This window comes from Mesorhizobium sp. B4-1-3 (genome assembly GCF_006439355.1).
In the GTDB taxonomy this organism is placed as follows: domain Bacteria; phylum Pseudomonadota; class Alphaproteobacteria; order Rhizobiales; family Rhizobiaceae; genus Mesorhizobium.
On the sequence record NZ_VFTG01000008.1, the window covers coordinates 54408 to 73394 of the forward strand.

Consider the following 18987-nt stretch of genomic DNA (forward strand, 5'->3'; position numbering starts at 1 on the left):
CCACGTGGCGCGACCTCGGGGCGAAAAGCAGTATACCCGCCCCATGGCATGGCCTTTGCGGCTCGACGAGCCACCAGCCTTCATCGCGGAGCCGGCGCGGCAGGGACCAGCGATGTATATGAGGTGTTCGCATGACAGCCTTCTCGCCGACCGGCGCGGTGAGGGCGCGGCGGATTGGAGGAGGTTTTCCGCAAGGATTTGCAGATTTGGTGCAGGCCAGCCCTTCTCCGCGTTTGCGGGGAGAAGGTCCCGGTGGGGGGATGAGGGGCGGCGCCAACCTCTGCGATTGACGGACCCGCCTTGCCTCACCCGCCATCACCCGGCATAGATCGGCCATGGCTCAAGAACCCTACAGCCCGCGCCGCTCGGTGCTCTACATTCCCGCCTCGAACGACAAGGCGCTCGCCAAGATCGGCTCGCTTACCTGCGACGCCATCATCATCGATCTCGAGGACGCCGTCCTGCCCGCCGACAAGAAAGCCGCGCGCGACAAGGTCGCCGGCATCCTGGCTGCGCGCCCGGAACGGCGCTGCGAGATGGTGGTGCGCATCAACCCTTTGGCCAGCGAATGGGGAACCCACGACCTGTTGGCGGTGGCCAAGGCCGAGCCCGACGGCATTCTCCTGCCCAAGATCGGCACGCCGCGCGACATTCTCGAGGCCGGTGATATCCTCGACGACAATTTCGCGCCGGACAGCGTGAAACTATGGGCGATGGTCGAGACGCCCAGGGCGCTGCTCAACATCGGCGCCATCGCCGAGCTCGGCCGCGACCCGGCGGCACGCCTAAATTGTTTCGTCGCCGGAACGAATGATCTGGTGAAGGCGACCGGCATCCTGGCGGACCGGCGCTATCTGATGCCCTGGCTGATGCAGCTGGTGCTCGCCGCGCGCGCCGGCGGTCTCGACGTCATCGACGGCGTCGCCAACGATTTCCGCGATCTCGATGGCTTCGCCCGCGAATGCGCGGAAGCAGCCGCCATGGGATTCGACGGCAAGTCGCTGATCCATCCCGCCCAGATCGGGCCGGCGAACCGCGCCTTTTCGCCGTCGGCGGAAGCGCTGGCCGGGGCCCGCGCGATCCGGGATGCGTTCGCGCGGCCCGAAAATGCCGGCAAGGGCGTGATCGCGCTGGACGGCAAGATGGTCGAGCGGCTGCATCTGGCGGAAGCCGAGAAACTTCTGGCGAAGGCCGCGATCATCGGCGCATGATGCTTGGGGCTGATGCATGTCGCCCAAAAGTGCGCAGCGGTTTTGGGAAACGACATGCATGGATAGACACCATTCACGATCAGAGACGAAAATGAAACTCTACCGCTTCCTCACCGGCCCGGACGACGCCACCTTCTGCCATAAGGTGACCGCTGAGCTGAACAAGGGCTGGCACCTGTTCGGCTCGCCGACCTATGGCTTTGACCAGCAGACGAAGTCGATGCGCTGCGGCCAGGCCGTAGTGAAGGACGTCGAAGGCCAGGAATACACAGCCGACACCAAGCTCAGCGACTGGTAGGAAAGCGCTTAGAGACTGTTTCGAAATTCGCTCTGGCGAGTCATATGGTGGTGATTTCGAGAACCGGAGCGGAGCGGACTTTTGGGTCCGTGAGCACCGGAAGCGCAGAAAGCGCCACCAGATGGCCGCCGGAGTAGAATTTCCAAGCAGTCTCTCAGCCCGCCGCCGCCTGCTCGGCTGCTTCCTCGATCCGTTCCATGTCGTCGTCCGACAGGCCGAAATGATGGCCGATCTCGTGGATCAGCACATGGGTGACGATGTCGCCCAGTGTCTCCTCGTTCTCGGCCCAATAGTCGAGGATGGCGCGGCGGTAGAGGGTGATGCGGTTCGGCCCCTCGCCGGTCTGCGGGTTCCAGCGCTCGGCGATGCCGCGCCCCTCGAACAGGCCGAGCAGGTCGAAGGGGGTCTCCAGCGACAGGTCGTCCATGATTTCGTCGGTCGGGAAATCGGCGATCTGGATGACGATCTCGCCGGTGAGCTTGCGGAACTCCTCCGGCAGATGGGCATAGGTCTCCAGCGCCAGAAGTTCCATCTCGTCCATCGACGGCGAGAGTTGGTCATGCCAGGTGCGGGTCTTGTAGATGCGGGCCATGAAATGTCCTTTGATCCGGCATATAGGCTTTCGCCTCGATAGAGGCAAATGAGCCGGCTGGCCGCCCGCTTTCAGGGTAAAAAGATGAAGGAATAAATTCCTTCTGACTCCGCTTGACTCTCCCGGGCGCCTCTGGAATCTATAAGAACATAACAGGAACAATTGCTACCGGAAGTGAACGTCATGGCGATGAGCGCCGTGGCGCGGGACACTGTTTTTGCCCTGCGCCGCCAGATCGCGAAGATCGAGGGAACGCTGCCCGAGCGCCTGCAGGCGCCCGCGCCTGGCGCGCCTATCAATGCCGGCGGATCGGACATGACGCTTGTCCGGCGCGGCCTCGCCGTGGCTGCGGCGGACGCCTTCCTGCATACCGGCATCGATCGCCTCGACACCGCCCTTGGCGGCGGCCTGCCCAAGGCGGCCCTCAGCGAGATCCATGGCCTGGAAACCCGCGATGCCGGCGCGGTCGCCGGCTTCGCGCTGTCGCTTGTGAGCCTGATCCTCAAGGAGAAGCAGGGGCTCCCGATCCTCTGGGTCGGCACGGCGGAAATCTTCCACGAGGCTGGCCTTCCCTATGCCAAGGGTCTTCACGCCCTGTTCGGCATCGAGCCGGAGCAATTGCTGTTTTCCGAGGCGCCGAAGCTGCTCGACGCGCTGTGGATCGCCGAGGAGGCCGCCCGCATGACGGCCTTCGCCGCGGTCATTCTCGAGATCCGCGGCAGTCCGCGGCTTCTTGACCTCACCGCCACGCGCCGCCTGCACGCCCGCGCCCGGAATGCCGGCCGGCCGGTTCTGCTTTTGCGCCAGGCCGGCGCGGCCGACCCCACCGCCGCACCGGTGCGCCTCATCGTCTCGGCGGCGCCTTCGACAAGCCGCGAAACGGTCGCCGGGCCGCTCGCCGGCTCGATCGGCCGCCCCGCTTTCAAAGTCGATATCGGCAAGAGCCGCACGGCCCTGCCCGGACAATTCACACTGGAGTGGAACCCAAATGAGCACGCTTTTGCAGAAAGAGCAGAGAATTCTGTCGCTGTGGTTCCCACATCTCAGCGCGGAGCGGATCCTGCGCCAGCGTCTGGGGCGGTCCTGGCGTTCCCGGCCCTCGCAGCACCCGCCACTGGTGATCAGCCATCGCGACAACAACACCCAGCGCATCGCAGCCCTCGACGAGCGGGCTGAGGCGCTCAAGCTGAAGCGCGGCATGGGCATTGCCGATGCGCGCGCCATGCACCCTTCTATCGACGTGGTCGAGGCCGATCCGGAAGCCGACCGCCGCCTGCTCGAAGGCCTTGCCGACTGGTGCGACCGCTACACGCCGCTGGTGGCGATCGACGCCGAGGACGGGCTGTTCCTCGACGTCACCGGCTGCACGCATCTCTTCGGCGGCGAGCGCGCCATGCAGGACGAGATCCTCACCCGCTTCTTCCAGCAGGGTTTCGATGTCCGCGCCGGCCTCGCCTCCACGCCGGGTGCCGCCTGGGCGGCGGCGCGCTTTCATGGCGACCGCATCGTGACCGGCGGCGAGGAGAAGGCGTTGCTTTCGCCGCTGCCGCTCTCGGCGCTGCGCATCGCGCCGGAGACCCGTACCGGCCTGGAAAGTGTCGGCCTGCGCACCGCCGGCGCGGTGATGGCGGCGCCCCGCGCGCCGCTCGCCCGCCGCTTCGGCACCACCTTGCTTCTGCGCCTCGACCAGGCGCTCGGCCGCCTCGACGAGGCCGTGTCGCCGCGCCTTCCCGTCGCGCCGCTCTCGGTCGAGCGCCACCTTGCCGAGCCGGTCATGCTCACCGACGACATCGAGCGGCTGGTGAACCGGCTGGCGATCGCCTTGAAGACCGATCTCGAGCGCCGCGGCGAAGGCGCAAGGACGCTGGCGCTGCTTCTCTTCCGCGTCGACGGCGCCGTCAGCCGCATTGCCGTCGGCACCTCGCGTCCGATGCGCGAGCCGCGGCTGATCCAAAGATTGTTCCACGAGCGGCTGACCGCGTTGGAGCAGACCATCGACGCCGGCTTCGGCTTCGACCTCGTGCGGCTGTCCGTGCTGTCGGTCGCCGCCTTCGACCTGGTTCAAGGCGACCTCGCCGGCGAGGCGGACGATGATGAAGCCGACATCGCGCTGTTCGCCGACCGCGTCCGCGCCCGCCTCGGCGAGGCCGCCGTTCTGAAGCCGGTGGTCGTCGAGAGCCACCTGCCGGAACGCGCCGTCAAGACCGTGCCTTTCGCCGAAGCCCCGCAAAGGCGCGCGCCGGCGGCCGGCCGGGCGACGCCCCGAACGGCGCCGCCGATGACCGTCTATCCGCCGGAACGGCCGGTGCGCCTGTTCCGCTCACCCGAGCCGATCGAGGTCCCGGCGACCGAGATCCCCGAGGGACCGCCGATGAATTTCCGCTGGCGGCGCGCGCTCTACCGCGTCGCCCGCGCCGAAGGGCCGGAACGCATCGCCGCCGAATGGTGGCGGCAATTGCCAGGCGAGGAGGAAGCGCCGACCCGCGACTATTACCGCATCGAGGACAGCGAGGGGCGCCGCTACTGGCTCTACCGCCAGGGTCTCTACGGCAGCGCGCCGCAGGCCGCGACGCCGCGCTGGTTCATGCATGGGGTGTTCGCATGAATGCGCTGACCGCCATCCCCTATGCCGAGTTCGGCATCCAGTCGAACTTCTCCTTCCTGCGCGGCGCCTCCAAGCCGGAGGAGTTGGTGGTCACGGCGAAATTCTACGGTTTTTCGTCGATCGGGCTTGCTGACAGGAACACGGTCGCCGGCGTCGTGCGCGCCTGGCAGCAGGCCAGGGTGGAAAAGATGCCCTATCACCCCGGCTGCCGCCTGGTGTTCGGCGACGGCACGCCTGACATTCTCGCCTATCCCCGTGACCGCCAGGGCTGGGGGCATCTGTGCCGCATGCTGACCCGGGCCAATCTGCGCGACGAGACCGAGAAGGGCGCGACGCTGCTCAGGCTGGACGACCTGCTCGAATGGGGCGATCGCATGTCGCTGGCGATCCTGCCCGAGCTGTCCGGTGGCGCCGAAGGTCATCTGGAATTCATTAGCCGGCTTAAAGGTCGCTTCGGCGCGGCGCTCCGATTGGCCGTGGCGCCGGATTATGGCGGCAACGACCGCTTCCGCATTGAGCAGGCGGCGGCAATGGCCGACCATGCGCGCGTTCCGCTGATGGCGACCAACGACGTGCTCTACCATGCCGCCGAGCGCCGCCCGCTGCAGGACGTGCTCACCGCGATCCGCCTCAACACGCCGGTTTCCGAGGTCGGGCTGGAGCTGACGGCCAATGCCGAGCGCCATCTGAAGCCGCCGCTGGAGATGGCGCGCCTGTTCCGCCGTCACCCTGAAGCGCTGTCGGAGACGCTGCGCTTCGCCGACGAATTGACCTTCTCGCTCAGCGACCTCGAATACAATTATCCGGATGAGCCGACCGAATCCGGCCTCGGGCCGCAGGCCGAGCTCGCGCGTTTGGCCTATGAAGGGGCGGCAAGGCGCTACCCGGCCGGCATACCTTCGCATGTCATCCAACGCATCGAGGAGGAGCTCGCCCTGATCGAGCGCCTGAATTACGCGCGCTATTTCCTGACCGTTTACGACATCGTGAAATTCGCCCGCAGCAAGGACATCCTCTGCCAGGGCCGCGGCTCCGCCGCCAATTCGGTCATCTGCTTCTGCATCGGCATCACCGAAGTCGGCCCCGACCGGATCGATGCGCTGTTCGAGCGCTTCATCTCGGAGGAGCGCAACGAGCCGCCCGATATCGACGTCGATTTCGAGCATGAGCGCCGCGACGAGGTCATCGCCTATATCTACGAGAAGTACAGCGCCAAGCGCACCGCCTTGGCCGCCGCCGTCATCAGCTATCGCGGCCGCTCCGCGCTGCGCGAGGTGGCCAAGGCCATGGGCCTGTCGGAGGATGTCCGCAGCGCGCTGTCCAGCACCATCTGGGGCTGGTCGACCTCCGAGCTCGGCGAAAAGGAAGCCAATGCCGGCGGTCTCGACCGCACCGATCCGCTGTCGCGCCAGGTGCTGGAGCACGCCAACGAGATCATGGGCTTCCCCCGCCACCTCTCCCAGCATGTCGGCGGCTTTGTCATCACCAGGGACCGGCTCGACGAGGTCGTGCCAATCGTCAAGACGGCGATGGAGGAGCGCAAGATGGTCGAGTGGGACAAGGACGACCTCGACGCGGTGAAGATCCTCAAGGTCGACGTGCTGGCGCTCGGCATGCTGACCTGCCTGAAGCGCGCTCTGACCTTGCTCACCGATCATTATCCGCGGGCGCGGGATCCATTTGGACGACCTTACGTGCTCGCGACGCTCCCTGAAGAGGACGAGGACGTCTACGCCATGATCCAAAGGGCCGATACGCTCGGTGTCTTCCAGATCGAGTCGCGCGCGCAGATGTCGATGCTGCCGCGACTTAAGCCCCGTGAATTCTATGACCTCGTCATCGAAGTGGCGATCGTGCGTCCCGGCCCGATCCAGGGCGACATGGTTCATCCTTATCTACGTAGGCGACAGAAGAAGGAGGAAGTTAACTACCCGAGCCTGGAACTCAAAAAGATTCTCGGCAAGACGCTGGGCGTGCCGCTGTTCCAGGAACAGGCGATGAAGATCGCCATCGTCGCCGGCGGCTTTCGGCCGGGCGAGGCGGATGAGCTGCGCCGCGCCATGGCCACCTTCAAGCGTACCGGCACGATCGGCAATTACCGCCAGCGCATGATCGACGGCATGGTCGGCAATGGTTACGAGAGGGAGTTCGCCGAGCGCTGCTTCAAGCAGATCGAGGGTTTCGGCGAATATGGCTTTCCCGAAAGCCACGCCGCCTCCTTCGCGCTGCTGGTCTATGCCTCTTGCTGGTTCAAGACTTTTTACCCGGATGTCTTCTGCGCCGCGATCCTGAATTCTCAGCCGATGGGTTTCTACCAGCCGGCCCAGCTCGTGCGCGACGCGCGCGACCATGGCGTCGAAATCCGCGACGTCGACATCAACCATTCCGTTTGGGACTGCACGCTGGAGCAATCGGTCTTCGATCCGTCCCGCATCCTCGAGCGCCACGCCTCGATGCGCGGCGTGATCCGGACGGCGCATGCCGTGCGGCTCGGCTTCCGCCAGATCAAGGGCCTGTCCGAGGAGCGCATGGAAGCCGTCGTCGCGCAGCGCGGCGACGGCTATCGGTCGGTCAGGGATGTCTGGCTGCGTTCAGGCCTCGATGTCGGCGAGATCGAAAGATTGGCTGAGGCGGACGCGTTCCGCTCGATCGGTCTCGACCGCCGTGCCGCGCTCTGGGAGGTGCGGGCGCTTGACGGCAAGAGCGCCGCCGAGAAACTGCCGCTGTTCGACCAGCCGACGCTTCGCCTGCGCGAGCTGGAGCCGGAAACGAAACTGCCAAAAATGCCGCTCGGCGAACATGTCGTGCATGACTACCGCTCGCTCGGCCTGTCCCTGAAGGAGCATCCCGTCGCCTTCCTGCGCGAGAGGCTGGACCGCGCCGGCGTCACCCCCAATGCCCGCCTGCCCTCGGTGCGCGATGGCCGCCGCGTCTCCGTCGCCGGCCTCGTTCTGGTCCGCCAGCGCCCCGGCAAGGGCAATGCCATCTTCCTCACGCTGGAGGATGAGAAGTCGATCGCCAACGTCATCATCTGGCCGCGCGTCTTCGACCGTTTCCGCCCCATCGTCATGGGCGCGCGCTTCATCCGCGTCACCGGCAAGCTGCAGCATGAATCGGACGTCATCCACATCGTCGCCGACAGGGTCGAGGATTTGACACCCTGGCTGAGCGTGCTGCTGGAATCCTCCAATCGTCCGGTCATCGAGCACAGTCCCGCCGAACGGCCGGTTGGACCAATGCCCGACGCAAGCCGTGGCCTGCCGGTCCATCAGGACGTCGCGACGCTGTCGAGCGCCGCGCGACAGGTCATGCCCAAAGGGCGGAATTTTCAGTAGGACGACACGAGACAGCAGCCAATCTCCTCCCTTGTGGGGGAGATGGCCGGCAGGCCAGAGGGGGCGCGAAGGATCGCCAACCTACGTCGCTGCGCCTATAAGCATAGCCCCCTCACGACGGCCCGCCGAGCCGTGGCGGCTGTGGCGTCAGCATGTCCTCGGCCGAGATCGTGCGCGCCTCCGAAGGCAGCATGATGGGAATGCCGTCGCGTACCGGATAGGCGAGCTTCGCGACGCGCGAGACCAGCTCGCTGCGCTCGGGGTCCCAGGTCAGCGGCCCCTTGGTCAGCGGGCAGGCCAGCAGCTCCAGCAGTTTCGGGTCGACCTCAGCCTTCCGCCCGTCACGTCCGTCCGCCATGAACCCAACCCCGTGTCGGCAAACTATTGTAGACTGGAGCCAAACTCGTCATCCTCGCGCGCCAGCGTCATTTCGGTGATAGCGATCAGCGTCTCGGCGCGCGTCTTCAGGTCCGGCGCTTCCAAGAGCGCCTGTTTCTCGGCCGGTCCATAGGGCGCCATCATCGACAGCGCGTTGACCAGCATGCCGTTTTCGGCGCGGCTGACGCTTTCCCAGTCGGCCTCGAGGTCGTTGGCCTGCAGATAGGCGCGAAACGCCTTGAGCAGCGCCGGCCGGTCGACCTCGGCGGCAGCCTGGTCTTCCTCGAGATCGGCAAGGAACGGCGCGATCCGGCACTGCCGGAACGGCGTTTTTGCCGCGAGCTCCTGGACGATGCGGAACCGGCACACGCCCTGCAGCGAGATCAGGTAGCGGCCGTCGCCCGTCTCGGCGAGCGAGATGATGCGCCCGGCGCAACCGACGCTGCACAGCTCCGGCTCGCCGTCGTCGCGCAACGCGCCGTCGAGGCTCGGCTGGATCATGCCGATCAGCCGCGAGCCGGCCATCGCCTGGTCGATCATCTGCAGGTAGCGCGGCTCGAAGATGTTGAGCGGCATGCGCCCACCGGGCAGAAGCAGCGCTCCGGCCAGCGGGAATACCGGGATTGCCGTCGGCAAATCCTTGGCCAGCCGGTACAGTGCGTTACCGACGCGCACCGCAACCCTCCCAAAGCAACACCTGCAAGCGCAACAAGCTGCAATCTCCTTTGGCCCGGCAAACTCGTCGTTCACACTGGGGCGAACCGCCGGCCTGCCCTTATCTGGCGCTGGCGCTCAGCCGCTCAAGCCCCGACCGCGACAGCCGGCAAAAAACTTTGAAGCCAATTCCACGAACCGGCGGTTTCCGCCCGCAATTGCGCAAAGCTAAAACAATTCCAGGAAAAGTGCGAACCGGTTTTCCGTCCGAAATTGCGCCAGAACAAATACCGAGGCGGTCCGGCGAATCCGTGAAACGCCGAGGCCGCGCTACGAGAACAGCAGCGACGAGAGCTTGCGGCGTGCCGCGAGCGTAGCCTCGTCGGTCATTCCCCAGGCCTCGAACAGCTTTAAGAGCTGCGCCCTGGCCCCGTCGTCGTTCCAGGTCCGGTCAGCCTTGACGATCGCCAGCAGATTGTCGGCGGCGGCATTGCGCTCGCCGCGCGCGTTCTGGATCATCGCCAGGTCGAAGCGCGCCTGGTGGTCGGCCGGGTTGGCGGCGAGCCGGCGCTCGAGCTCGGCCGGATTGCCGAGCGCCGCCGCTTCCGCCGCCAGCGTCATCTTGGCGCGCAGCGCCGCCAGCGCCGGCGCGTCCTTCTTGTCCTCGGGCGCCCGGGCGAGCACCGCTTCGGCGCCGTCCGCGTCGCCGGCATCGAACAGGATCTCGCCCAAGCCGGCGATCGCCTCGAGCGTCTCGGGCGCCTGCTCGAGGATGGCGTCGTAGATGTCGGCCGCGGTCTGCACGTCGCCGGCCGTGCGCGCCTCGGCGGCCGCCGCAAGCGCGTCCGCGATCTGCGGCGCGCCGCCGCCCTTGCCGCCGACCTTCTGGATGAACTGATTGATCTGACTTTCGGGAATAGCGCCCATAAAGCCGTCGACGGGCTGGCCATCCTTAAATGCGATGACCGCGGGGATCGACTGGATGCCGAGCTGGCCGGCGATCGAGGGATGGTCGTCGATGTTCATCTTGACCAGCTTGACCTTGCCGCCGGCGGCCTGCACCGCCTTTTCAAGCTGCGGCGTCAGCTGCTTGCAGGGCCCGCACCACGGCGCCCAGAAATCGACCAGCACCGGCTGGCGCCGCGATTCCTGGATAACGTCGGCGGCGAAAGTCGCGGTGGTCGTGTCCTTGATCAGGTCGGCCGCCGCCGGCGCGTCGCCCAGCGAAACCTTGGGGCGGTCGCCGCCGCCATATTGCACCGTCTGGGCATACTGGCCGCCATTGCCGCCAAACGCGCCGCTATACGGATTGTTGTCGCTCATCGTTTTGCCCTTTCGGTCGCGCGCCCGGGCTTCGGCGCCCGGCGCATCATTGTCGGATTCGGAACCGCCTTCCATGTGGCGATCAAGCCCTGACTTTCAAGATTATGAGACTTTCAGGATAACAGGATCGTGGCCGGTTGCCTCGACGAATCTGATCAGGTCGGCGGCGGCGATCGAGGTCGTCGCCTCATTGGTCAGCGGGTGACCGTTGATGATGTCGTGGCGCAACAACGCCTCGTCGAGAACGACCTTTACCCGCCCTTCCGTGTCGTTGATCAGCCCGAAGACGGTGACCGCGCCGGGGATGACGCCAAGCAGCTCCATCAGCATCTCCGGCTTGCCGAACGACACCCGGCTGGCGGCGCCGATCAGATGGTGGATCTGCTTCAGGTCGACCACGGTCTCCTCGCCGACGGTGACAAGGAAATAATTGTCCTTCTTGTCCTTGAGGAACAGGTTCTTGGTGTGTCCGCCGGGAATCTCGCCGCGCAAGGATTGCGAATCGGCGACGGTGAACAGCGGCGGGTGCCTGACCGTCGAGACGGAAATGCCGAGATCGGCAAGAAATTCGTTGAGCTCGGCTTCGGTCTTCGGCATCGGTCCTCGCGCGGTCAAAAGAGCGGTCATGCCGTTTACGGCCAACAATGCCATCGGGGCAAGGCCGCCTGGGCAATTCCGGGAAAGGCGCAATTCCGGGAAAGGCGGGCGGTGGCTTCGCCGGCGGATTTACGACCTGCCCGGTTCCGCGCCATTCCGATGCTTTCGAGGCGGACGTTGCCGCGGGAGGAAATTCGCTGCAAAAAAGACCGTCATTTCCCTGTTGCAATCGCCGCGCTCTTCGGCCATATAGGCGCGGCTTGCGGCCCGAGGCCGCGCGAGCGGGTGTAGCTCAGGGGTAGAGCACAACCTTGCCAAGGTTGGGGTCGGGCGTTCGAATCGCCTCACCCGCTCCAGTTTCCTTGAGGAAACTGGGCAGTTATGAAATGGGCCGGATCAATCCGGCCTTTTTCATTTCTGCCGGGCAGCACCAAGGGAGCACGGCCCACTATCCGCCCCTAGCGGTCCCCTCGGCGGGCTTTTTTCACTTTCTGTGACGCCTGAGCCACGCCTGAAACCTTCCCGCTTACAACCGGTTCGGCGCGATTCATGGAGTTTCCAATGTGTCGCGTAGGAAGAGACGGCAAGAAAGACCTGGCTGATCTACTGGTTCGGCGGCTGGTTAAGGAGACGGGGATTTCCGAAGAACAAGCCCGAGAGTTCGTCGAGATGATTGGCACTGACTGGGCATCGCTCCTGCGAGAAGCGCGCTTCCTGAACCGAAGGCATTGATCCCACAGAACGCTCCCGTCAAGCCGATGTTCGGCAGCCGGCAGCTTCAAAGCTGAAAAGCGGCAGCAGCTATCGAGTGCAAGGCCTGGCTGAAGCCCGGCACGCCTCGCTCAAGAGTTTTCCGGGAGAAAACCTAATTTGGCCGGTGTCTGCTCTTCGGCCTTCACCGGCCACGCGGTCCAGCAGGCCCGCCAGAGCTAATTTTCAGAACTTGTAAGCGATGCCGATTCTGACCTCGTTCGTCTTGACGTGCTCATGTTCGACAAAGGACGAGTCAGTGTTGGTGGTGGCAGTCGTAACCTTGCCGAAATCCGTGTATCGGTAATCCACCTGAGCGAACCAATTTCTATTAATGGCGTAGGCGACACCAACACCGAGCGTCCAGCCAGCCTTAACCTGGGACTTGGAGTCTGTGGCAGCGCCATCTTCGAACTTGGTGTGTATATCCCCGAGCGCCAGACCGCCGGTTACGTATGGCATCCAGTTGTCGATCGCGTAGCCCAAGCGCCCGCGCAGTGAGCCCTGAGCGTCGACATGGGTGTTGTCATCCGTTCCGAACGGCCAGTCGGGATTGTGGCCGACAATTCCGGAGGCCTCGATGTCGCCTTCGATGCCGCCAACGATATTGCCCCACTGCATGTTATAGCCGGCAAAAACGCCTCCGGTCACGCCGCGGACTTTGAAGCTATCGCTGTAATCCGTTCCGCCTCCGGTTAGCAGTTCATCGTTGATGTGATCGCGTCCCCAGGCATAGCCGACCTGGCCGCCGATATACCCACCACTCCAGTCATAGGTCGAGGCGACCGGGAGTTCGTTCACGACATCAGCCGCCATCGCCGACGTAAGAGATGCGCCCAGTATCGCCGCTGCCAGAATGTACTTCATTACGAATCCCCGCGTTTCGATTTGCGCTAATTTAGCAGGCGAATTCCCTAAAGGATTTAGCTAGAGCGGCGGAGTCTCCAAAGTTTCTGCGAAGTGACACTTTGGCAACATACTACAGATCGGCCAATTGCTGATTGTGCCGGACCATTGGGCCGAGCAGACCGCGTAGCTTTTGCCCTGCCAAGGTTGGCGCCGGGCGTTTCGAATCGCCTCACCCGCTCCAGTTTCCTCACCGAGGATCAAGCAAACGAAAAGCCGCGGGCCTCCGCGGCTTTTTCGCGTTCCAGGCTTGCAAGCGAGCCCCGCCCGCATGCGCCCGAAGCTGCGCCTGGACCGTCGGCGAGAGCCGTTTGCGCCGTTCGCTATGAATTCTGACGAAGGGACCAAGCACATGGCTCAGGCGATATTTCCCTCGGACAGGCACGTCCGCCATCCGCGAAGTATCCGCCGCCCATCAGACTTGGGTCGCATGCCGAAGGGACTGTAGAGCCTCTTTTGCCGGGCGCCAGACAACTATATGTTGTGTGGAAGTGCTGGAATTAAATCCGGCCGGGCAGTCTCGCGGGGCGTGTCCCCGCGGTCGTTGCGTTGGGCATTGCTAGGGCATTCCGGGAAAGTGTGAGCGGTTGAGTTCGGCGCCTTCGCCGTGACCCTCCGTCCGGAATCGCGTCGATGCGCAGAGCTGGGGCAAGACGGTCATGAGGTTCACGGCCCTCCAGGATCCGTGCGGCCAATGGATGGTTTATGACCTGCGGTCCGGCTACCCGGCGCAGATGCCGGACATGGTGCTGCTCGGGCTGACGCAGGAGGAAGCGGAAGAGCTCGCCGGCCAGGCGAATGAGCTTCTCTCGGCGCCGCGCCCGGCCATGCTTTCTGGATATTTCAGCTTTTTACCGATGTTTTGCTGGCCCTTGCCGGAACAATCGACCCTATTCCGGCTTCTATGCGTGTCGCGGATGTGCGCAGCGGTTCCGGGGCGAACACATGATCAAAACCAAGACTCAGGGTGTTTCGGCGGTTGCTCGTGAGACGCTGAAAGGCTCTAGCTGCGCCGAACAAGGAGCGCCGATGAGGTTCGCTGCGATGCAGGATCCGTGTGACGAGTGGCTTGTCTATGACCTGGATCTCGACCTCCCGGCGGAGATGGACGGTCGGGCGCTGATCGGGCTGACGCGCGGCGAAGCCGAGCGGCTTACCGATCAGGCCAATGCGGGATTTGGCGGGCTGGCTGGCAATTCGCCGGTCCCGTTCGCCAGCGTCGCCTGAGGCCGCCGGATCGCGGAACCGCGTTTCAACCGCTGATCACATCGGATAACGTTTGCGTGCCAGTCCATTTCAACGCTGCGCCGGCTTCATATTTCCTTCGTGGGCCGAGAACCGCCGGCGGTGAATGGCCTGCACCGCGACACGACGCGACCGGACGGCCCGTTCGGAAAGCGGCTTTTACCGCTTCCTCCATCACGAGGAGATGTCATCATGCGTTCTTTCGTCCCAAAAATCATCGCGGCCGCCTCGATCTTCGCGGCCATACCGCTTTCGAGCGCCTATGCCGTGCACCGCCACCATAGGGCACAAGTCGACACCATGACCACGGCGTCGGTGCCGGCGGACCCGGAAGTCAGAGCCGCGACGCAGCAGCTGCTGGGCGTGAAACAAGGTATCCGTGACGCCAGGCAGGCCGGAAAGATCTCCGAGGGCCGGGCCCGCGACCTGATGCGGCAGGCGGATGCCATCCGGCCCGCCGGAGGCCGTTCGGCGATCGGGCAGATCAACAGTCTGGATCAGCGGCTTCAGAATGCCACCGGCCAGGGAACCTATATGGGCGACGGCTCGGACGGCGGCTACTATCCGAACGGCTGACGAACATCCTGGTAAGGCGGCTGCCGGTGTGATCGAGCCTTTCCCTGGCCTCAAACCGGTGCTGCTACTTGCACCCAAGGCCCGGAAGCTACAACGCTGGCGCGCCGCCCGGCACGCCAGCGATCTCCGCCATGCGCGATCGGTCACCTTGATGCCCGCGCCTAATGATTATGGGACTGCTGGAACCCGGCCACGTCATATTGCGACACGCTCTTCGGGTTCTTCGAATTCTGCGGCTGCTCGCCTGCGTAATGCGTTCCAGCATTGCCGTCCGGGTTGAAGGCCGAACCCGGAGCGGAGGCGGCGTGGCCCGGCGTGGCGTCCCCTGTCTGAGGCGTGCCGATGGTCTGGTTGGGCTGACCTGTCGTGCCGGTTACGGTGTGGACATTGGCGGCCAAGGCCATGCCGCAGGAGGCTATGAACAAGCTGGCCGCTATCGGCGTGAGGAGATGTTTCATCATGTTCTCCCAAAAGTTGGAATTCAGGAGGGCGCTCGGGTCTTTGGAGCACCCGGCGGACATTCATGAGCGGTTAACGCTCTCGGAACGTCATTCGTCCCGGTTCTCACGAAACGGTGATGGGCAAGCGGGGCCCGCCGGCAAGCCGCCATAGGCCGCGCAACTACGCCAGCCTTGCCCGCGTCGTCCGCGGCGTCGCCAGCAACAGGCTCGTCTCGCTCCCCGTTATGCCGGGGATCAGCCTTATCCGCCGCAGCACCGCGTCGAAATCCGTCAGCGTGGCGGTACCGAGCTCGACTACCAGGTCCCAGCGGCCGTTGGTGGTGTGGATGGTCGAGACCTCGGCGAGGCCGCCCAGCGCCTTGACGACGCGATCGGCGGCGTGGCCCTCGATCTCGATCATCATCACGCCGCGTATCTTCTGGTCGACCGCGTCGGCGCGCAGCACCACCGTGTAGCCGATGATCTCGCCGGATTTTTCCAGCCGCTCCATGCGCGCCCTCACCGTGGCGCGCGAGACGCCGAGATCGACGGCGAGGTCGGAGACGCTGCGCCGCGCATCGTGCCTGAGCAGCGTGACCAGTCTTTCGTCGAGCGCATCCATGATTGCCCATTTCGATCAAAGTGCTTGCCCAGAGTGATAGATCATTCTTCTCGAAATGCCAATTTCGCCTATTCAAACCGCCAGCGGTCGGTGATGCAATCAAGCCAATCAATCACGAGGATACGAAAATCATGCGCTGCAGGATCGTCGGCGCGCCGGTGCAGGACGGCGCGGGCAGGATGGGATGCGAAATGGGGCCGAGCGCACTGCGCACGGCAGGACTGGTTTCGGTGCTGGCCGGGCTCGGCCATGAGGTCGAGGACTGGGGCGCGGTCGAGAAGGCCGTGGCGCGCCCGGTGGCGCATGGCAATCTCGCGCTGAAGGCGCTGCCGGAGATTTCCGCCTGGACGGCGGCGATCGCCGAGACCGCCTACACGGCTGCGAAAGACGCCATGCCGATCTTCCTCGGCGGCGACCATTCGATCTCCGCCGGCACGGTCTCCGGCGTAGCGCGCCGCGCCGCCGAGCGCGGCCGGCCGCTCTTCGTGCTGTGGCTCGACGCGCATCCCGATTTCCACACGCTCGACACCACCACCAGCGGCAATCTGCATGGCGTGCCGCTCGCCTATGCTAGCGGCCAGGCCGGCTTCAGGGGCTATTTCCCGGACTTGGCCGTTGGGGTCGACCCGGCCCGCGTCTGCGCCATCGGCCTGCGCAGCGTCGATCCGGCCGAGCGTCGCGCCCTGACTGAAGCCGGCGTCACCGTGCACGACATGCGCGCCATCGACGAGCACGGCATCGCGCCCCTGCTGCGCGCCTTCCTCGCCCGCGTCGAAAAGGAGAACGGCTTGCTGCATGTCAGCCTCGACGTCGATTTCCTCGACCCCTCGATCGCGCCCGCCGTCGGCACGACCGTGCCGGGCGGCGCCACCTTCCGCGAGGCGCATCTGGTGATGGAGATGTTGTCCGACTCAGGCCTGGTCTCCAGCCTTGATCTGGTCGAATTGAACCCGTTCCTCGACGAGCGTGGCCGCACCGCGACCCTGATGGTCGACCTCGCCGCCAGCCTGATGGGCCGCCGCATCATGGACCGCCCGACCCGCAGCCATTCCGGAAGCCTCTGATCATGACCCAGCCTTCGCGCCTCGCCATCGTCCCCTTCGTCAGCGTCGACCGCATGATGAAGCTGGTGCTCGCCATCGGCGTCGAGCGCTTCCTCACCGAGCTGGCTAGCTGTATCGAGGAGGATTTCCGCCGCTGGGAGCTGTTCGACAAGACGCCGCGCGTCGCATCTCACAGCCATGACGGCGTCATCGAATTGATGCCGACCAGCGACGGCACGATGTACGGCTTCAAATATGTCAACGGCCACCCGAAGAACATGCGCGAGGGCCGCCAGACCGTCACCGCCTTCGGCGTGCTCGCCGATGTCGGCTCCGGCTATCCGATGCTGCTGACCGAAATGACCATCCTGACGGCGCTGCGCACCGCCGCCACCTCCGCCGTCGCCGCCAAATATCTGGCCCCCAAGGGCTCGCGCGCCATGGCCATCATCGGCAACGGCGCCCAGTCCGAGTTCCAGGCGATCGCTTTCAAGGCGCTGCTCGGCATCGACAGGCTGCGGCTCTACGACATCGACCGTTCGGCCTCGGAAAAATGCGCCCGCAACCTCGCCGGCAAGGGCTTCGACATCACCATATGCTCGACCGGCCAGGACGCGGTGGAAGGCGTCGACATCATCACCACGGTGACGGCCGACAAGCAGTACGCCACGATCCTCACCGACAACATGGTCGGCTCCGGCGTCCACATCAACGCCGTCGGCGGCGACTGCCCCGGCAAGACCGAGCTGCACCGCGACATCCTGTTGCGCTCCGACATCTTCGTCGAGTTCCCGCCGCAGACGCGCATCGAGGGCGAGATCCAGCAGCTCGACGCCGATCATCCGGTGACCGAGCTGTGGCGGGTGATGACCGGGCAGGCGCCGGGCCGCAAGGCGCCCGAGCAGATCACGCTGTTCGATTCCGTCGGCTTCGCCACGGAAGATTTTTCCGCGCTGCGCTATGTCCGCGACCAGCTCCAGGCCACCGGCCTCTATGAAGAGCTCGACCTGCTTGCCGACCCTGACGAGCCGCGCGACCTGTTCGGCATGCTGGAGAGGGCGGCCATACAGCCGGCGGCGTGAAGTCTGTCGCAAAGGCAATTTCACACGGCGGGATAATCGCATAGGGCGCTCCCCTCTCCGTCTCGGCTTCGCCGAGCCACCTCTCCCCGCCTTTGGCGGGGCGAGAAACCCAAGCTTGCGAAGGCTGCGCCCTCGCCGATTAGAGCAATTCCAGGAAAAGTGTGAGCGGTTTTCCACCCGGAATTGCGTAGAAACAAAGGGATGGAGCATTTCGCCGTTTCTGTGAAACGGTGAAACGCCCTAGTGTTTCCTCGCCCCCATGAAATGGGGGAGAGGTGTCCGCGAAGCGGACGGAGAGGGGGCAGCGCCGGCGTCGGCACTTGTCAGCACCTACCCCCGCGCAGCGCAGCTTTCCCTCTCCACCAGCACCGGCGCCAGCACCTCGCGCCTTGACGGCGCTGCCGGCTCTCCCAGCCGCTCGAGCAGCAGGCTCACCGCCAGCGTGCCGATCTTTTCCACCGGCTGCGCGATCGTCGTCAGCGGCGGCCAGGTGGTGACGGCATAGGGGATGTCGTCGAAGCCGACCATCGAGATGTCGTCGGGAACCCGTAAGCCGCGCGAGCGCAGCTCCGTCAGCGCGCCCATCGCCATCAGGTCGTTGCAGGCAAACAGCGCCGTGATGTCGGGCGCCTGGACCATGAGCTGCTCCATCGACAGGCGGCCGCCGGCGAAATGATAGTCGGAAACGACGATCGACGAAGCCGGCAACTCAAGGCCTGCCTCGCCAAGCGCCCGCGCGAAGCCGCGCAGGCGGGCGGGGCTGGAGCTGGAATCGCGTGGCCCGCCGATGACGCCGATCTTCTTGTGCCCGAGCCCGGCCAGGTATTTGCCGGCGAGATAGCCGCCATGGTCATGGTCGACCAGCACCGAATCGACATTGACCGACTGGATCTCGCGGTCGAGCAGCACCGCCGGCACGCTGGGCAGCAGACGGGCGAATACACGCGCGTGGTCGGACGAGCCGGCGAAGATCAGCCCGTCGATCTGCTTGGCCATCAGCACCGAGAGATAGCGCTCCTCCTTCTCGGCATTGCCGTCGGAGTTGCACAGGATCACCGTGTAGCCGGAGACGAAGCCGGCATCCTCGATCTGCCGCGCGACGCTGGCGAAAAACGGGTTGGAATTGTCCGGCAGCAGCAGGCCGATGGTCTTGGTCTCGCCGCGCCTGAGACTCCGCGCCACCGAGTTCGGGCTATAGCGCAGCGCCGCGATCGCGGCGCGCACGCGCTCGGCCGTTTCCGGCTCGACATGGCGCGTATGGTTCATCACATGCGAGACGGTGGCGACGGACACCCCCGCGTGGCGTGCGACATCAGCAATCGTCGTCATG

General features: G+C 65.0%; 19 protein-coding genes and 1 tRNA gene. 11 read left to right on the forward strand and 9 right to left on the reverse strand.

Going from position 1 to position 18987, the window contains the following annotated elements:
• Positions 1 to 335 precede the first annotated feature (335 nt).
• On the forward strand, positions 336 to 1211 hold the full coding sequence (locus FJW06_RS12965; RefSeq protein ID WP_140752214.1) for a CoA ester lyase: 876 nt from the start codon (positions 336 to 338) through the stop codon (positions 1209 to 1211).
• Between the two features lie 91 nt (positions 1212 to 1302).
• A complete protein-coding gene (locus tag FJW06_RS12970; protein ID WP_140752216.1) occupies positions 1303 to 1509 on the forward strand; it encodes a DUF1737 domain-containing protein in 207 nt (68 codons plus the stop codon).
• Between the two features lie 154 nt (positions 1510 to 1663).
• On the opposite strand, the gene FJW06_RS12975 is transcribed toward FJW06_RS12970, so the two are convergent.
• A complete protein-coding gene (locus FJW06_RS12975; RefSeq protein ID WP_140752218.1) occupies positions 1664 to 2101 on the reverse strand; it encodes a metallopeptidase family protein in 438 nt (145 codons plus the stop codon).
• A 183-nt stretch (positions 2102 to 2284) separates the two neighbouring features.
• Here FJW06_RS12975 and FJW06_RS30500 point away from each other — a divergent pair, with 183 nt between their 5' ends.
• From FJW06_RS30500 to FJW06_RS12990, 3 genes are read left to right on the forward strand one after another with little or no spacing between them, the layout of a single operon-like run.
• Positions 2285 to 3277 carry a hypothetical protein gene (locus FJW06_RS30500; RefSeq protein ID WP_140752220.1) on the forward strand — a complete coding sequence of 331 codons (993 nt, stop codon included), beginning with the start codon at positions 2285 to 2287 and terminating at the stop codon, positions 3275 to 3277.
• A complete protein-coding gene (locus FJW06_RS12985) occupies positions 3219 to 4706 on the forward strand; it encodes a DUF6504 family protein (RefSeq protein ID WP_140752222.1) in 1488 nt (495 codons plus the stop codon). Before FJW06_RS30500 ends, FJW06_RS12985 begins: the two co-directional genes overlap by 59 nt.
• The gene (locus FJW06_RS12990) at positions 4703 to 8041 is read left to right on the forward strand and encodes an error-prone DNA polymerase (protein WP_140752224.1); all 3339 of its coding nucleotides are present in this window, start codon (positions 4703 to 4705) and stop codon (positions 8039 to 8041) included. The genes FJW06_RS12985 and FJW06_RS12990 overlap by 4 nt, the downstream gene beginning before the upstream one ends.
• Positions 8042 to 8153: 112 nt before the next feature.
• On the opposite strand, the gene FJW06_RS12995 is transcribed toward FJW06_RS12990, so the two are convergent.
• The 4 genes from FJW06_RS12995 to FJW06_RS13010 form a co-directional block, all read right to left on the reverse strand.
• A complete protein-coding gene (locus tag FJW06_RS12995) occupies positions 8154 to 8399 on the reverse strand; it encodes a Trm112 family protein (protein WP_140752226.1) in 246 nt (81 codons plus the stop codon).
• Positions 8400 to 8422: 23 nt separating this feature from the next.
• Complete coding sequence (locus FJW06_RS13000; protein WP_140752228.1) at positions 8423 to 9094, reverse strand: LON peptidase substrate-binding domain-containing protein; 672 nt, start codon at positions 9092 to 9094, stop codon at positions 8423 to 8425.
• A 309-nt stretch (positions 9095 to 9403) separates the two neighbouring features.
• Positions 9404 to 10396, reverse strand: coding sequence for a thioredoxin (gene trxA, locus FJW06_RS13005; protein WP_140752498.1), 993 nt, complete (start codon positions 10394 to 10396; stop codon positions 9404 to 9406).
• 102 nt (positions 10397 to 10498) lie between these two features.
• Positions 10499 to 10993, reverse strand: a complete 495-nt coding sequence (locus FJW06_RS13010) for a prolyl-tRNA synthetase associated domain-containing protein (RefSeq protein ID WP_140752230.1) — start codon at positions 10991 to 10993, stop codon at positions 10499 to 10501.
• Positions 10994 to 11274: 281 nt separating this feature from the next.
• On the opposite strand from FJW06_RS13010, the gene FJW06_RS13015 reads away from it, so the two are divergent.
• Positions 11275 to 11349: transfer RNA gene (locus FJW06_RS13015), tRNA-Gly, on the forward strand.
• Positions 11350 to 11929: 580 nt separating this feature from the next.
• Here the strand turns inward: FJW06_RS13015 and FJW06_RS13025 are convergent.
• Positions 11930 to 12610 carry an outer membrane protein gene (locus tag FJW06_RS13025; RefSeq protein ID WP_140752234.1) on the reverse strand — a complete coding sequence of 227 codons (681 nt, stop codon included), beginning with the start codon at positions 12608 to 12610 and terminating at the stop codon, positions 11930 to 11932.
• A gap of 737 nt (positions 12611 to 13347) precedes the next feature.
• Here FJW06_RS13025 and FJW06_RS13030 point away from each other — a divergent pair.
• The 3 genes from FJW06_RS13030 to FJW06_RS13040 all read left to right on the forward strand — a co-directional run bounded on the left by FJW06_RS13030 (position 13348) and on the right by FJW06_RS13040 (position 14470).
• A complete protein-coding gene (locus tag FJW06_RS13030; RefSeq protein ID WP_140752236.1) occupies positions 13348 to 13638 on the forward strand; it encodes a hypothetical protein in 291 nt (96 codons plus the stop codon).
• A gap of 40 nt (positions 13639 to 13678) precedes the next feature.
• The gene (locus tag FJW06_RS13035; protein ID WP_140752238.1) at positions 13679 to 13876 is read left to right on the forward strand and encodes a hypothetical protein; all 198 of its coding nucleotides are present in this window, start codon (positions 13679 to 13681) and stop codon (positions 13874 to 13876) included.
• Positions 13877 to 14086: 210 nt separating this feature from the next.
• Positions 14087 to 14470 carry a hypothetical protein gene (locus FJW06_RS13040; RefSeq protein WP_140752240.1) on the forward strand — a complete coding sequence of 128 codons (384 nt, stop codon included), beginning with the start codon at positions 14087 to 14089 and terminating at the stop codon, positions 14468 to 14470.
• A 161-nt stretch (positions 14471 to 14631) separates the two neighbouring features.
• On the opposite strand, the gene FJW06_RS13045 is transcribed toward FJW06_RS13040, so the two are convergent.
• Complete coding sequence (locus tag FJW06_RS13045) at positions 14632 to 14928, reverse strand: adenylate cyclase (protein ID WP_246674603.1); 297 nt, start codon at positions 14926 to 14928, stop codon at positions 14632 to 14634.
• 163 nt (positions 14929 to 15091) lie between these two features.
• A complete protein-coding gene (locus FJW06_RS13050; protein WP_041000507.1) occupies positions 15092 to 15532 on the reverse strand; it encodes an Lrp/AsnC family transcriptional regulator in 441 nt (146 codons plus the stop codon).
• A gap of 131 nt (positions 15533 to 15663) precedes the next feature.
• Between FJW06_RS13050 and rocF the strand changes: the two genes are divergently transcribed.
• Together rocF and FJW06_RS13060 are read left to right on the forward strand one after the other, a co-directional pair.
• Entirely contained in the window at positions 15664 to 16596 is a 933-nt protein-coding gene (gene rocF, locus FJW06_RS13055; protein ID WP_140752244.1) for an arginase, read from the forward strand.
• Positions 16597 to 16598: 2 nt separating this feature from the next.
• Positions 16599 to 17657, forward strand: a complete 1059-nt coding sequence (locus FJW06_RS13060; RefSeq protein ID WP_140752246.1) for an ornithine cyclodeaminase — start codon at positions 16599 to 16601, stop codon at positions 17655 to 17657.
• Between the two features lie 330 nt (positions 17658 to 17987).
• On the opposite strand, the gene FJW06_RS13065 is transcribed toward FJW06_RS13060, so the two are convergent.
• Positions 17988 to 18986, reverse strand: a complete 999-nt coding sequence (locus FJW06_RS13065) for a substrate-binding domain-containing protein (protein ID WP_140752248.1) — start codon at positions 18984 to 18986, stop codon at positions 17988 to 17990.
• Position 18987: the final 1 nt, after the last annotated feature.

What these genes read in the sequence shown, in the direction of transcription:
- FJW06_RS12965 (WP_140752214.1), top strand. Translation starts at nt 336, where the DNA reads ATGGCTCAAGAACCCTACAGCCCGCGCCGCTCGGTGCTCTACATTCCC.
- FJW06_RS12970 (WP_140752216.1), top strand. Translation starts at nt 1,303, where the DNA reads ATGAAACTCTACCGCTTCCTCACCGGCCCGGACGACGCCACCTTCTGC.
- FJW06_RS12975 (WP_140752218.1), bottom strand. Translation starts at nt 2,101, where the DNA reads ATGGCCCGCATCTACAAGACCCGCACCTGGCATGACCAACTCTCGCCG.
- FJW06_RS30500 (WP_140752220.1), top strand. Translation starts at nt 2,285, where the DNA reads ATGGCGATGAGCGCCGTGGCGCGGGACACTGTTTTTGCCCTGCGCCGC.
- FJW06_RS12990 (WP_140752224.1), top strand. Translation starts at nt 4,703, where the DNA reads ATGAATGCGCTGACCGCCATCCCCTATGCCGAGTTCGGCATCCAGTCG.
- FJW06_RS12995 (WP_140752226.1), bottom strand. Translation starts at nt 8,399, where the DNA reads ATGGCGGACGGACGTGACGGGCGGAAGGCTGAGGTCGACCCGAAACTG.
- trxA (WP_140752498.1), bottom strand. Translation starts at nt 10,396, where the DNA reads ATGAGCGACAACAATCCGTATAGCGGCGCGTTTGGCGGCAATGGCGGC.
- FJW06_RS13010 (WP_140752230.1), bottom strand. Translation starts at nt 10,993, where the DNA reads ATGCCGAAGACCGAAGCCGAGCTCAACGAATTTCTTGCCGATCTCGGC.
- FJW06_RS13025 (WP_140752234.1), bottom strand. Translation starts at nt 12,610, where the DNA reads ATGAAGTACATTCTGGCAGCGGCGATACTGGGCGCATCTCTTACGTCG.
- FJW06_RS13030 (WP_140752236.1), top strand. Translation starts at nt 13,348, where the DNA reads ATGGTTTATGACCTGCGGTCCGGCTACCCGGCGCAGATGCCGGACATG.
- FJW06_RS13035 (WP_140752238.1), top strand. Translation starts at nt 13,679, where the DNA reads ATGAGGTTCGCTGCGATGCAGGATCCGTGTGACGAGTGGCTTGTCTAT.
- FJW06_RS13040 (WP_140752240.1), top strand. Translation starts at nt 14,087, where the DNA reads ATGCGTTCTTTCGTCCCAAAAATCATCGCGGCCGCCTCGATCTTCGCG.
- FJW06_RS13045 (WP_246674603.1), bottom strand. Translation starts at nt 14,928, where the DNA reads ATGAAACATCTCCTCACGCCGATAGCGGCCAGCTTGTTCATAGCCTCC.
- FJW06_RS13050 (WP_041000507.1), bottom strand. Translation starts at nt 15,532, where the DNA reads ATGGATGCGCTCGACGAAAGACTGGTCACGCTGCTCAGGCACGATGCG.
- rocF (WP_140752244.1), top strand. Translation starts at nt 15,664, where the DNA reads ATGCGCTGCAGGATCGTCGGCGCGCCGGTGCAGGACGGCGCGGGCAGG.
- FJW06_RS13060 (WP_140752246.1), top strand. Translation starts at nt 16,599, where the DNA reads ATGACCCAGCCTTCGCGCCTCGCCATCGTCCCCTTCGTCAGCGTCGAC.
- FJW06_RS13065 (WP_140752248.1), bottom strand. Translation starts at nt 18,986, where the DNA reads ATGACGACGATTGCTGATGTCGCACGCCACGCGGGGGTGTCCGTCGCC.